This window comes from Prevotella herbatica (assembly GCF_017347605.1).
Classification (GTDB): Bacteria; Bacteroidota; Bacteroidia; order Bacteroidales; family Bacteroidaceae; genus Prevotella; species Prevotella herbatica.
Genome location: NZ_AP024484.1, coordinates 2,045,968 through 2,060,180, shown reverse-complemented (window position 1 = coordinate 2,060,180; position 14,213 = coordinate 2,045,968). Strand labels below are relative to the sequence as shown.

At 37.6% G+C, this 14,213-nt stretch carries 9 protein-coding genes; 2 read left to right on the top strand and 7 right to left on the bottom strand.

Annotated features, from left to right (window positions below; genetic code table 11):
* Positions 1-26: 26 nt before the first annotated feature.
* From prwr041_RS07605 to prwr041_RS07580, 6 genes are all read right to left on the bottom strand, one after another.
* Entirely contained in the window at positions 27-314 is a 288-nt protein-coding gene (locus prwr041_RS07605; RefSeq protein ID WP_207153229.1) for a DUF3127 domain-containing protein, read from the bottom strand.
* Positions 315-512: 198 nt separating this feature from the next.
* Positions 513-1,055 carry a hypothetical protein gene (locus tag prwr041_RS07600; RefSeq protein WP_207153228.1) on the bottom strand — a complete coding sequence of 181 codons (543 nt, stop codon included), beginning with the start codon at positions 1,053-1,055 and terminating at the stop codon, positions 513-515.
* Positions 1,027-1,884: a hypothetical protein gene (locus prwr041_RS07595; protein WP_207153227.1), complete on the bottom strand. Its 858-nt coding sequence runs from the start codon at positions 1,882-1,884 to the stop codon at positions 1,027-1,029. The genes prwr041_RS07600 and prwr041_RS07595 overlap by 29 nt, the downstream gene beginning before the upstream one ends.
* Entirely contained in the window at positions 1,877-2,770 is an 894-nt protein-coding gene (locus tag prwr041_RS07590) for a hypothetical protein (protein WP_207153226.1), read from the bottom strand. The genes prwr041_RS07595 and prwr041_RS07590 overlap by 8 nt, the downstream gene beginning before the upstream one ends.
* A gap of 94 nt (positions 2,771-2,864) precedes the next feature.
* On the bottom strand, positions 2,865-4,727 hold the full coding sequence (locus prwr041_RS07585; RefSeq protein WP_207153225.1) for a DNA methyltransferase: 1,863 nt from the start codon (positions 4,725-4,727) through the stop codon (positions 2,865-2,867).
* Positions 4,728-4,730: 3 nt separating this feature from the next.
* Positions 4,731-7,643, bottom strand: a complete 2,913-nt coding sequence (locus tag prwr041_RS07580) for a DEAD/DEAH box helicase (protein ID WP_207153224.1) — start codon at positions 7,641-7,643, stop codon at positions 4,731-4,733.
* Between the two features lie 621 nt (positions 7,644-8,264).
* On the opposite strand from prwr041_RS07580, the gene prwr041_RS07575 reads away from it, so the two are divergent.
* Both prwr041_RS07575 and prwr041_RS07570 read left to right on the top strand, forming a co-directional pair.
* Positions 8,265-8,717, top strand: a complete 453-nt coding sequence (locus prwr041_RS07575; RefSeq protein ID WP_237072176.1) for an HU family DNA-binding protein — start codon at positions 8,265-8,267, stop codon at positions 8,715-8,717.
* Between the two features lie 94 nt (positions 8,718-8,811).
* Positions 8,812-8,910: a DUF6486 family protein gene (locus tag prwr041_RS07570; protein WP_154650163.1), complete on the top strand. Its 99-nt coding sequence runs from the start codon at positions 8,812-8,814 to the stop codon at positions 8,908-8,910.
* A 1,279-nt stretch (positions 8,911-10,189) separates the two neighbouring features.
* On the opposite strand, the gene prwr041_RS07565 is transcribed toward prwr041_RS07570, so the two are convergent.
* Complete coding sequence (locus prwr041_RS07565) at positions 10,190-14,113, bottom strand: hybrid sensor histidine kinase/response regulator transcription factor (protein WP_207153222.1); 3,924 nt, start codon at positions 14,111-14,113, stop codon at positions 10,190-10,192.
* Between the last annotated feature and the right edge of the window lie 100 nt (positions 14,114-14,213).

Here is a 14,213-nt window from a genome sequence, read left to right as displayed (position 1 = left end):
CAGATTTTTTAAAAAAAAATAAATGATTAAAAGCTTCTGTTATCTTCGCCGAAGTTACTTATGCGCACATCGTTAAACCATCTGCCCTGATATTCATGAGCACGAAAGGCGAAGTCAGCCCATAGAGTAGCATTCTCCTTGAACTCGAATTTATCCACAGCATCACCAAATAGGCTTGCCACAATCACGTCGGGATACATCACTTTCTCGTCGGCTTCAAGCACCACTTCTCTTGTTTTCCAATCGTTCCCGTTCTGGCTCTTTCCGCTTTTCACTTCCATGAGAGCCTTAACCTTAAAAAATCTCTTTTCCATAATTTACATTTGCACCCGCGTTTCAAAAGTACAACCCGCAAAGTTGCCGTTGTATCGGATGACGGATGCAAATGTAGAGCAAGTTTTTTGTTAAGCCATTTAAGCCTTTTAAGCTAAATTCCATTCGGCTTAAAACAGAAATAGGGCAACCCTCTGCGGATTGCCCTATATGCCTAGAATCAAATGCACTAAATAAAATTATTTAATGCCTAATTCTTCTATCAATTTTTTCACTTCATCAACTAGCAGAACATCAGGTTTGCTGTTATCGATGAGTTTCTTTATAAATCCAGAATAACTTTTCTTGGTCACACTACTATTCATGTTACAGTCAGAATAAAGAAAATCATAACATGAATTACCATTGCAATTACTTGATAAAATTTCTTTCTCTGTCAATAATTTGTATAATGCAACAAACACCTTTGAGGGATAATTATCCTTGCTTGAGCATAGAGTTTTATTATCCTTAACATGATGACGTGATAGAAAATCAATAAATGCTTTTGCACATTTTTCTGTAAACGCATCATCTTTCTCACCATCTTTCTCAAAAAGAAATTCAGCCTTTCTACCACGACGTGGAGTTTCAACATTTGCTGTCGTTTCTTTTATTTCAACAGCATCAGCAACTTCCGCTTCTGCCACATGATCAGTTTGCTGAGGAGCAAGGAATACTCCGCCATAAACCGGACCATTGAAAACATTGCAATTATTGTTCTTCTGGTGGTATTTGTCCATAATCATTCAATAGTTTACCTTTTTTATCCCAATCTTTCGGTATTATAAACCTAGGATCTTTTACATCGCCATTAAACACGTTGCTGCCGCTTATAGTCTGATTAGTTGCCGGTAGATGATTTTTATAAAAATCACTACATCTACCGTATGCATATTCTATCGCTTCATGAATTGCTTCTTCAATTGAAGTACTTTGGCATTCTCTTTGAAATTCAGAATATACCATGATAAGAGACAAAATAGTTTCAAGTCCTAATTTTTCGGCAGAATCAACCAAATTAATTAACGTACCTCCAACAGTTTGCTCATCTTGACTACAATCACACAAATCACTTAGTTTCTTGCTTGTATCAGCAAAAAAGCCTTGATGCTCTTTAATCATTTCGTGATGGTGTAAATCATCAGATAATTGTTTGTATTTGGGATGCGTACTTATGTTTCTAATAATTGCTAACATTATTGTGGTGCATTCTTCCGTCTCCCCAGCTTCGCTCAATTTTATCAAGGCACACCAAAGAACAAGAAGCGTAGTGTATTGTGCCTTTTCCTTACTACGCTTTATTAATGAAGTGCCATCTGATGATTTTAAAGAGGCATAACGTGAATTAAGATTTAATCCTATGTTATAGACCAAAAAATCAGGATGTTCACTGTTAATCAACCTTTTTACGACCCTCAGAGCTTCTGTCCATATTTCCTCTGGATTCAATTCGTCATCCATTGAGGTATATTTAGCTAACAAATAATAAGCTACCATAAACATACTATCCGCTTCAAGATATTTGTTCATTCTATCCATGCTCTCCTTCTCAGAAAATCTCTTATACATTACCTATCGTGTTATTTAAGTTGATCTTGTCGAGAAATGCAATTATCATTTCATATCTTTTAACAAACAGTTCATCTGCTTCCTGGCTCAGTGCAAAATCGTTGATTTCACGTTCCTGACTGCCTCCGTCACCACATTTAACATTTGTTCCGTCAGTCAGTTTGACTTTTATCACAGAGCCGATGGCAGCACACGCCTCGACACAGCGGTTTAGTAAATCCGAGTCTTGACGCGGAGTAAGCACTTCATCTTCATTAGCAAGCCAGCTCAATTGCGGTGCACCATTCATGTCGTCGGCAGTGTTGATAATGTTGCCTATCATGTCGGAAATTACAGGAAGATTAGGAAATGGAAACTGAAAATGCACCATTTTTATCTTGTATGGATGATTATTCACTACATCCCAAAAATCATGTGGATCATAGCGTGGAGCAATATTTATCCTTAATCGTTTTTTCACAAGGTATTGATTAAGAGTTTCCATCATAATTTTGGCTAACGAATTAGGAGTACTGAACGACGTTGAGAGTTTCTGAATAGCAATAGTCTGAACCCCTTTACGGTTATCGATAAGTACGGCACAACTTGGGTTATCCGGTATTCTCTTTTGTATGAATTCGTGTTCAATCTTCTGTTTCTTGTTGTTGGCGATTCTTAAATCCCATATTCCGTCTTCCTGCCACACCACAATTTGCTGATACTGTTTTTTCCCCTTCACAAAGGGTAAGTTCTTGTCTGACATGTACTGAAGATAATCATTCAGAATTTCTTGTTTTCTAGCTCTTGAATTCCTTACGTCAACGTTTTCAATTTCTTTAAACATACTTCCTTCTTCTAGCTGATTAATGTAGTTAAATTCGTACGTAAAAATTTGTAGTTTTGCCATTACTTTTTGTTTTTTTATTAGTTAAGGGCAATTTAAAGACAATGCGCTTCATTGCCTTTAAAAACACTCTAGTAAAATTATTTTGTTTTTATTTTTACAGTCTATACATGGTTTCGTCGCCGCAGATATTGCGGATTTTCATTCTCAGTGGTTTATTATCGCTGTCTATAAATCCTTTCCAAAACTGGTTAGTCGCTTTTCCGTCACGAGTAACGTATCCCAGTTTATCAATAAATATCTCGTGAGAACTGTGCCACTGTGCATTAATATCGCTAGTTTCTTCATCTACACTTATCCACTCTATTGTTTCAAGTCCTTCATCGCTTATCGTGAGCGGCTTGTATTCGTGTCCCTTGTTTGTAGCCTGAGCTCGTCCCTTGGCATTGTATTCAGCAATGCTTGTTAGCACTCTGTCACTTTGGAAACTGTCTATTGTAACTCGCCACACATCAATAAATCCGTCTTTGGCTTCTGCAACGTGCCATTCTGCTTCATCATTAACGACCACATTGTCAAGAATCTGTTTAAGATCTCTCAGTTCTACCTCAATAAGGGTGTTGTTCTGTTCGTGTATGAAGTCTTTTATTTCTTTTTCATCTGTAATATCAATATAATACACTATCACTCTTTTAGTGTCGTCAGGCAGATCGGGCATTGCCTCGCGAAGTATGCGGTTCATCAACGGCTTGTCTAGTAATCGTGTAGACGAATCCATAAGATTAGGTAGATACACAGGCATCATCCCATCATTAGGACTCACAATGCTTCCTTCCCAGAATTTGTCGAGTGCATCTTCGTTACGAAGCCCCTTTATCAGAGTTTTCAACTTATCCATAGTCTGTACTGGGTTGCGATAGAGCTGAATTCCGTCTTTCACCTCCATAATTCTGAACTCGGCATTCTGCTTTTTAAGTCTATCACGGGTAGTCTGAACACTATTTACCCCAACATCAGAGTGTATAAATCTTCGTCCTAGCCTATTGGCTACAGCTGCCGTAACTCCACTACCACCAAAGAAGTCGGCTACAAGCATGTTTTCATCGCTAGAATGCACTATACATCTCTTTAATAATTCTTCGGGCTTTTGAGTATTATAGTCATAATAGTTGTTTTTTGAAATCGTTCTTGGAATCCGCCAGACATCATCTATCTTCTTCTCAGCATATTCAACTATAATTTTAGAACCATTTTCATCTCTTACATCAATTGTTTTCCCATTTACTTTTTTTCTTAAAGCGCGCTTACTAACCTCATCTTTAGGTATCATGTATGGATTCTCCACACAGGAATTTGAAAGTGTGTAAAGATATATCACATCATGATTTTTATCTAAAGAGCTACCTCCTGTTGCAAATTTATCATCATAATACCATATAATTTCATTTTTAAAATTCTGTTCTCCAAATATTTCATCCAAAAGAATTTTTACATAATGTCCTATATGATTATCCAAATGCACATAAATACTTGCGGAGTTGCTCATCACACTCTTTATTGCCACAAGGTTTTCATACATCCAATTAAGATATCGTTCCTTATCCCAGATATCGCCATACAACTTTTCCTTAAAACTTTTCAGCTCAACATCATCAAGTTCTGTTTCGACAGTTTTTATTGCCTCTGCAATCTTAGGATTACGTCTCAAATATACTTTTTTTGCATAATCGACACCACTGGCAAAAGGAGGATCTATGTAAACCAAATCCACCTTAGTACCTTTGTCTTTAAGATAGGCACATGTAGAAAGGCACGTTCCACGCACAACCATATTGTCACTAGGATTGCTACCCACTGTCTCAGTTTTCTCAACCTCATAGAGCGGCATCCCACGCTGAATATTTTCTACAACCTTGTTGCATTCACGATAACGCAACATTCTGCGAGTGCGCACAAAGTTGTCTAGTAAAGCCTGACCGTCAAGGGTCGTAGGAAAATATGGAATATATTTAACTGCCATTGCTTATTGTTGTTTCAAATTAAAAAAATCATTTATCTTAGATAGCGTACTTTGCGTTTGCTGCTCACTACTTAATGTATCTTCTACATACAAAAAATCGAAACGTTGATAACCAAACTTGTCATTATTCAACCTCACGAATTCTTCAGACATAAAGCTACGCCTTTCCTTAAACTTTGCGGCAAAGCCTTCACCTTTGGTCTCAATTATAAGTACCTTGAATATTTTTCCACCGTTGTCTCGCTGAATCATCAAAAAGTCTGGCACGTATCGTCCAATGTATCTCCAATCGTCGCCACGTTTACTGTAGCATGCTATTCGGAAATCAGTAAGTTGGTCATCACCGTTGAAATACACTTCCAGCCCTTTGTCTCTCACTGCCACTAATAGCTTCTGTGAAAAATATTTTATCTCAAATCCACTATCGAAATGATAAGGCAGATAATGATAAGTCTGATCTTTCACCGCTAGGTCACGGTCACGATTCATAGCATCATTTCTCATCTTCTTTGCCATTTCTTCCCATTCTGGTAGATTCATCTGCTTCATCTGCTCAATTAAAACTTCTACCTTTTTCAGTTCTTCATTGTCGCCAGTTCCATTATCAGCATCAACAATTTTCTTCACAGTGGGTTGATCAGGATAATATTTAGTGTCATCATCCATAAAAAGAGGAGTTTGCAGACGGTCCACTTTAAGGAGACTTGCGTTTTCGGGAATCACTTCTTTCTTGACTTCAATGCTTCTCTTTGGCACAAAAGCCTGACGGATTATTGAGCGTAGGCGTTTCTGATCTACATTCTCAAACAACGTGCAAGTTCCGTCTTCCTGCTTTGTGGAATCCTCATCAAAGATGCGCTTCAATTCGGCGTCATATTTTTTTATTTCGCTCATTTTAAGCATTCCCATGCTCTCCTTCGTTATACGCAGCAACCATTGATGATAGGTAATAGGCAGCAATTCGTCTTCTTCAGTCAACACATGTAATTCATCATTCAACATATTTCCTTCCAAATCCTGCTCGTGAGTAATAATCTCACGTGTTGCAGCATCTCTGTAAATATCAATATCGGAGAGTCTTGAATGTGTGTCTGCAGTGTCTTCCACCACAAGCGTATTGTATTGTATTTTAAGTTGAAAGAAGTCTATTGGTGGCACGTCTTTTCTTATGTATCTATCTACTCTCTTTTTGTGATTGTCTGCAGCCCTGTTCACAGCATCAATGGTCGTATTCTGCTGTTTAATTAGTTCTTTATTGAGAGTATCAGCATTATCTTTATTAAGCCAGATAAGAGCCGTCTCACTTTCATTACCACGCTCCACCTGTCTTAGGCAGCGGCACGAAGTCTGTAGCACCATATTCTGGGGGCATGCGCCTTTCTGTGGCAAAATTACAGAGGTTAGACTTTTGCAGTCCCATCCTTCCTTTCCAATCTGCGCTAACAATACGATGCGGTATTTCGAGAAATCGGTATCAAGGGCGGCAAAATCTGTAGCCGAACCTGCTGGCACAGAATAGTCTTTGTTTCCACCGTGATATTTCAATATAGTTTCTTGTGGATTCATGCCACGGCTACTCACAATAGCAGCAACTAATGGATAAACGATTTCCTCTAGATTTTCGATTCTACTGCAATAGATTGCAAGTTTAGCGCAAGTTCCATCACAATATAATGTATTTGCATAGAGGTCAAAAAACTCATTAACACCGTCAGTGATTATCGCCTCTTGAGAATTATCTGTAGTCTTTATTTTAGGCCTTTTTAGAAAGTTACCTATTCCGCTTATAAGTGGATAGTTATAGACCACATTGGAAATATCGGTATTTTTGATGTCGAATACTTCTGCCAAGGTAACTTTCTCAGCACTTTTTAAGTATGGAGTCCCAGAAAATCCATAAACCGAGTTGAAAGACGGATTTTTCATCCAATCGCTGACAACTTTTCTAAGCTTTATTTCACCATCACTGGCATGATGCACTTCATCAATGAATATTGCGAGATGAGGAATTTGTCGGATAATTTCACGTAGCTCATTACTATTTTTCATCGCGTCCCATTCTTTTTCAGTGTACAGGTTGCGTTCCAGTCCTCTATCTTTATCCACTTTGTCCAGCACCACCTTTTCGGCATTGGTCACAGCTACCAGTCCAAAGAGATCATTAAGCGGCTGATGATTGTTAATTTTCTGTGCATTAGGATTTTTCACGAGATTACTATTCTTAGCAGTCTTCTGCTCATCAAGCACCTCAAAACTTATAATTTTTCTTATCTGGCTTGCCGTTGGGTCTGGCAATATCCACGTGGGGTCGAAATCCTGAATGTGTTTAAGGCTAGGCACAATACTATTTTTTAGTCCTGAAGGAGCAAATATCATAAAGTTATGAGCAAAAGCTTTATTGTTAGGCTCCTGCATTGCAAGATAAAGGTCTAAATATATAAAAGTTGCCATCAAAAAAGTCTTACCAGCTCCCATTGGCAAACTATAGATAAAATCAGGATAGTCAACCCCGTAAAAAACATCTTTGAAAGCCTGCTCGTAATCTATCTCTTGAGGATGCTGTTTTATGAATTCCTCAAGCACTGGAGACAACTGTCTTCCATTGCGATCAGTAAGTCTAGAATACTGAAACAAAGCCTCTGCAGCCTTATCATTTTTCAAGATTTCACGAGCCTCGGTAGTAAGCGCCATTGAGTCATAGTCATCAGGAGTGGCATTAAACTTACCTTCAGTAAACAACTGCCAGAGCGGACGGTTACCACATTCGATTTTAAGGTACAGATAGGTCTTTACAGCTTCTATCTGAGCATCACGCATCATGCCTTGTCTAACAATGTAGTCAATAAGCTGACGCATGGTGCAATCATGTGACTTAAACCATTTAGTTACTTTATTTTGTATCAGTTGAAAATACATTAATTTGCTTGTTTTTAATTATACAGCATCATGGCAATGATTATTACTGTTTACCTCATACAAAGGTAATGCAAATGTCTTAGAATAACAAATTAAAACTAATTTTATTTTTTTTCGCACATCTATCATTCTTTATTATGTAAATATTTTTACCAACAAATATTTAATTAACGCTTGCATATTTTGGTCGTTTTGGTCAAAGTCATTTTGGTCATTTTCAAATCATGATACGGGGGATTTTATATCTTATATAAATTATATATTTAAAATATATAATTTATATAAGGGGCTTTCCCCCACTATAGCAAATCCAAAATGACCAAAATGACTTTGACCAAAACGACCACATGCAAGTATGGCTACATGAATAAGCATTGCTAATTAGACCCTAAACGAAAATAGTTAGCTCTGTAAAGTTAGCAATATCAATATTTTAAGGTTTTGAATTTTGCCCCTTCAACAACGAAACTTTGAAATCGCTTGTCTGGAATTATAATTTGCCCTACCTTTGCACTCGTCATCCAGACAGGGTGATGACCGAAGAGAGAATTAGCGCTACCCGCCGAAGTCGAAACGTAAACCAAAAATATCAATATCATGCCTTTGAACTACAAAATTTACATGAACAAAAACAAGAAGAACTTGAAAACTTACAATAAGTTCTATGCAAGAGTGATTCACACATCAACTGTAGAAACAGACGAAATGGCTGCAATCATTGAGCGCAACTGCTCAGTAAAAAAGAGTGATGTACTGGCTGTGCTTACTGAAATGTCGGAAGTGATGAACGACCAACTGCAAGATTCTAAATGCGTAAAGCTCAACGGAATTGGCACTTTCAAGCTAGCAATATCATGCATCGGAGCTGATTGCATCAAAGATTTCAATCCAACGAAAAACATCAAGAAAGTGCGCGTAAGCTTCACACCTATCACCAAGGTAGACAGGGCCACCAACAAACGCATCAAGAACTTTACCGCAGGGGCAAAGATGAAGGAGTACGGACAGTACACCAAAATCACGAACAAAGCACCTGCTGGCGGAGATCCTAACGGTGGAGTTGTGAAGCCTTAACACAGCTAAAAGGGACTGTCCGGACAGTCCCGCTACTGATAACAGGATCACATAAACAACAATTAATTTCTTAACCATTTAAACACACACAACCATGAAAAAGAATGAAGTATCTATAATCATCAAACTAGTCATTGCCATTGCTACCAGTCTGCTCGGTATTCTTGGAACATCTAATCAGTCGGAGGAATAGCATTGACTAACGGTGACCTTAACAAAATCATCAAGACAATCACCAACCTGATTATGATGGCAGCGGCTATATGTGCCCTTATCGGGTGCGCAGTTCATTAATAATACAAGTCAATATTATTGGAACTGCAAGCTTAAACGAATAAAAATCAGAGCCTAAACTAATGGATTTGAGAAAACCCAATCTGAATGGAATTAGACTAATATTTCAATCACTTTAGTAACTGGCTTAGAAACGGTAACGCCGAACTCGTAAATGAGCTTCGGCGTTTACAGTCTCTTTTAATCCATCTTTTATATTTGCAAATTAACCCACTTCTTCGTTTAAAAAGAAGCAGATTAGGATGCTCTAAATAGCATTGGCTATTTCTTGATATATAATACAAACACGTCCAATGGGATTTATTACTATCAAATAGAACAATAGGCCTAATATAAATATGATAGAATTGATTGCTATTGACTTCTTGTCTTTCTTCTTTATTGAACTAAGAATATTCACAAAGAGCTTTACCACGCAATAAGCCAAAAATATGAGTAATGCGATCTCACATATATTAAATAGTATTTCCATGTTTATCTAATTTAGAATAATTTTTTTTTTAGTGTATACATACAAAGTCAATTTGACTATGTACAAATATAGACTTTTATTTTGAATACGTAAAACGTTTATTGGAAATTACACACAATTATTATTTTTTTACATAATAACTTGGGGATAACAATAAAATCTTTACCGTGAGGTGTGAAATAGTTAGCTTAAAAAAGATTGGTAACTAGATGCTAGAACTTTACCATAGTTATTACAACCTTCCGTATTTTGAGCGAGCTTAACAGATATAATCGGAATCAGGCATGTTATTAGTTTGCTAACTTAAGTTTTACGATTAAAAGGAGTAACTATTAATAAACTCTCATAAATGAGAATAAAAGTCAGATTGTGGTTCTGAATAACGAAAAATAAGCTGTGTGCGAACACAATATATTGATTTACATCAAGAAAAAGTGTATTTATGCACTAAATGTACCTGAAAGTATTGCACGCAACTGAAAATAACACTATCTTTGCATCATCAAAAGGTTAATAGATTGTTTAGGTTAGTAGTAATAAATTTAGGTTTAGTTATTAGATTTTAAGGTAAAGTTAATAGATTGTACAGGTAATACATGGAGACCGTGAGGTTACCATTTATTAAAGAAATATTTTAAAAATAATAATAGGCGTTGAAGCTCGTGATTTGAGTTTCAACGTTTTTTTTTGTGTTCGCACAGATGCCCTAAAGGCTCTGCACAAACAGTTTAGGAGTGGTCTTCATCTTACGCTTAAACATCTCTCGGAAATTCTTAACGTCTTTGAATCCACAACTCTCACAGACGGTCTCTATATTGGTTGCCCCATGCTTAAACATCTGCACAGCTTTATAAATCTTGTAATCGTTTATAAACTCGATGAGCGACATTCCTGTCATCTGCTTTACTTTCTTGTAAAGAGAAGAATGACTCATGGCTAGCTTGTCGGCAAGGAAATCAATGCTGAAATCATCGTTATTCAGATTGTCGTCTATGACTTCCCTACACCTTAACAAGAATATCTGTTCCTCCTTGGTGTAGTTGTTAGTCTTATTGGTTATGGAACTTGTCAACACGGCATTGTCTGTCTGCTCAATAAGACGATCAATTCTTTTTCTGAGGACCTTGAGCGAAATAGGCTTTGTTACGTAAGCATCAGCACCATTATCAAAAGCGGTGAGCATGTCTTCTTCGGAAGTCTTTGCTGTGAATATCAACACTTTTATGCTTGACAGCTTTTTGTCGGCTTTCAGCTTTCCAAGAAATTCCAATCCATTCATCTTCGGCATCATTATGTCGCAGATAATTACATCAGGCAGGTTTTTGACAGCTTGCTCTAAACCCTCTACTCCATCACAAGCCGTGAACACCTTGAAGTCGGAAACAAGATTGCGCTCTAACAGCTGTATGGTCTGGGGTTCATCATCTATGATAAGCACAGAATGAGTGGCTGTAGGATTGCCAGGCGACTTAGCTGTATCAAATGGTTCAGGCTCAAGACTGTAGTCTGCATCTAAAGCACACTGACCGTTATCAATTAAATCATCATCAGAATGTTTACGTTTTGGCATTGTGAAAATAAATTCAGAACCTTTTCCCACCTCGCTTTCCAAAGTGATTCTGCCGCCATGAAGTTCTACGAGATTCTTCACAACCGACAAACCGATGCCGTCTCCCTCACTTTGTTTCTCGCCACGCTCCGTACGGAAGAAGCTTTCGAATATATTGTCGCGCATTTTTTCGATGATACCGATTCCATTATCCTTTACAGAAAACTGCACATCATCATCTCTATCTTCTATTGAGAAGACTACATTGCCGCCCTTTTGGGTGTATTTAAACGCATTAGACACTAAATTTGAAACAATCATCTCTAGTTTTTCAGCATCAAATGTAAGCTGGATGTCTGTCTTATCACACTGAAAGGTAAACGAAATGTCTTTCTGTTCACACAGGTTCACATAGTCCTCTGTAAGGTTTTGACAGAATGCCACTACGTTCATGCGCTGCAGAGCCAGTTTGAGTTTATCAGAATCCATCTTTCTGAAATCAATAATGCGGCTGATGAGTTTATTCAGTTTCATCGAACTACGATACATTGCTTTGAGATAGGAATATGGCACGTTGACAATTGACGTTTTAACATCCATCAATTCCTCAATCTGTGCTGCAATAAGGAATACAGGCGTACGCAGTTCATGAATGATGTTGGTATAGAATGTCATTTTAGCATCATTGAGCTTTTTCATCGTGTCTTTCTCAATCTCGCTTATACGCATATTATGCTTGATATCGAGTTCATGAAGATAGAACTTTAAAGCTGAGACAAACAGGAGAACGAAGAGAATTATCCAAAGTCCAATAGCCCACGTTGTCTCATACCACGGCGGTGTGACAACGATGTTGAGCACAGCTGACTTTACCCAATGTCCGTTACTGTCGATACACCGCACAAAGAAATCATAAGTTCCAGGCGGAACATTCGTATATGATACCTCTCGCGAACCAGACAGTTCACGCCAGGATGTTTCCAATCCTTTAAGGCGACATGAGAAATGAACACGATTTGGCGAGTCAAGTTCGGGTACAGAAAAATGTATGGTAAAGAAATTCTGATCATGAGAAAGATTTATGCTCTTTATACTGTCGCCATAAAGATTAAAGACCTTATTATCTTTGTTCAACAGATTTAGAGAAGTGAGACTGACCTTATCATAAAGCTGCCTGTAATGAATTAAGGCAGGATTGAACATGACCAACCCCTTTGTACTTCCAAAGAACATCGTGTGTCCGCTGAAAAGACTTGAATTATAGGTGAAAGTAGATGAAATATTTTCGTCGACATCGAATCTTGCAAAAGTCTGAGTTCTGGTATCAAACCTAAACAAACCGTTTTCTGTTCCCATCCACAACTGTCCCTTGTGATCTTCCTCTATGGCTACAACATTATTATCAGTAAGTCCCTGATTATAATCATATTTACGTATTGTCTTCTGCTTTTCATCTATGCAGTATAAGCCATAATATGAAATTGCAATCCACAGTCTTGCACGCGAATCTACATAAATATATTTTATGTCATTGGCTGGCAGCCTCATCATCGCCGAACTTGCTGAATAATGCTTCATGATTTTAAAGCTGCGTCTGTCGACCTTGTAAACTCCGAGATGGCTTGCACCAATCCAAACATAATCGCCGTCACGCTGAATAGACGAACAATTTACGCCAATAAGAGACTTGATGAGTTTTGCCTTTCCGGTCTTCTTATTAAACACACTGATATTTGGTCCTCCCACCCAGATGTTTCCCAAACCATCATCGCACATTGTCCACACATTATTCTCATCACCCAACTTGACTGAAGGCATGCGAAATAACTGGAAACGTGAAGTGGCAATGGAATATTTTACTAATCCCTTTGTGTAGATAGCCATCCACACATTTTCATTATCCTTTAACAACGAAACCACATTATTACCTGCAATATTGCTGTTTGAAGTGTTAAGCACACGTGTCTGCTTCGTAGTCTTATCATAGATGTTGAGTCCGCCTCCGTCAAGTCCTATGTAGATTTTGTTGCGGTCGTCAACGACGGCTGTCACAATATCATAGCTAATGCCATGATTTGCTCTACTTAGCATCATGAATTTAGACTGCTTATCAGAATAGAGATTAACTCCAGCACGATAAGAGCCCGCCCATAAGTCATCATTTTTATCTTTGAACAAAGAATAAATAGCATCACCGCTAATATTACTGTTCTGGGGTGTACATTTCGTCATCGTTCCATTCTTAGCAAACACTAATCCAGATCCGTCTACGGCAAAAGCAGTACTGCTTTTATAATCAATAACATCCATAAGATTATCGGGAACAGCAATGGGAGCCTCGTAAAATTTATCTCCCACAACTTTGAACGCAAGGCTTTTACGTCCAATTCCATTCCCCACAAATACAGCATTAGAATTTTTACTGTAATAGATATTTATATTATAAGTAATGTTTATTTTCTTGTTTATCCGATAAAGAATGCGACTTGCATCAGCCGATAACACATAAAGTCCCGCAGGACCAACAGCAAGCAACTTACCATTTTTGAACTTGTTTATCGCATATATTTTGCAACCATGAGTAAGTTTACGAAATTTACAATCGGCAGAGGCAGCGCTTTTTATATAATAATCACCAAATTCATCAGCTGCGATTATATTTCCATGGTTTATAAGTAAAGAGTTCATTCTTGACTTTAACATATAAGGGCGTCGCTTATTGGCAACATAAAATTGATGAAAAAGTCCATCACTGAAAGAATAGAAGTCCACGCCCTTATTAATAGCAATAACGAGTCCGTCGTTTACTGGCAATATCTTTTTCACGTTATTGTCTGACAAAGAAAAGGCATCGTTAACATCATGTCTGAATGTAGTAAACTGCATCCCATCGTAGCGGCAAAGGCCATTGAGAGTTCCCATCCAAATAAATCCATGAGAATCCTGATTCACGCAATTCACCGTATTGTCTGGTAGTCCGAATGTATTGTCTATAACTTTAAACTGCTCAGAGGCACTCAATCGGAACAAAGATAGAATAAAGAATAGCGTTAACCCCAATAGGCGACAATTATTTTTCATGAAAATGTACATTCATTAATGATTTGTGCAAAAATACGAAATTAAAAGCTACATCACAAGAAATAAGACAAAATAAAAAAGGTCGATTCTCAATAAAAAT

Coding starts and splice junctions, on each gene's coding strand:
- prwr041_RS07580 (WP_207153224.1), bottom strand. CDS start 7,643: ATGTATTTTCAACTGATACAAAATAAAGTAACTAAATGGTTTAAGTCA.
- prwr041_RS07600 (WP_207153228.1), bottom strand. CDS start 1,055: ATGGACAAATACCACCAGAAGAACAATAATTGCAATGTTTTCAATGGT.
- prwr041_RS07585 (WP_207153225.1), bottom strand. CDS start 4,727: ATGGCAGTTAAATATATTCCATATTTTCCTACGACCCTTGACGGTCAG.
- prwr041_RS07575 (WP_237072176.1), top strand. CDS start 8,265: ATGAACAAAAACAAGAAGAACTTGAAAACTTACAATAAGTTCTATGCA.
- prwr041_RS07605 (WP_207153229.1), bottom strand. CDS start 314: ATGGAAAAGAGATTTTTTAAGGTTAAGGCTCTCATGGAAGTGAAAAGC.
- prwr041_RS07595 (WP_207153227.1), bottom strand. CDS start 1,884: ATGTATAAGAGATTTTCTGAGAAGGAGAGCATGGATAGAATGAACAAA.
- prwr041_RS07570 (WP_154650163.1), top strand. CDS start 8,812: ATGAAAAAGAATGAAGTATCTATAATCATCAAACTAGTCATTGCCATT.
- prwr041_RS07590 (WP_207153226.1), bottom strand. CDS start 2,770: ATGGCAAAACTACAAATTTTTACGTACGAATTTAACTACATTAATCAG.
- prwr041_RS07565 (WP_207153222.1), bottom strand. CDS start 14,113: ATGAAAAATAATTGTCGCCTATTGGGGTTAACGCTATTCTTTATTCTA.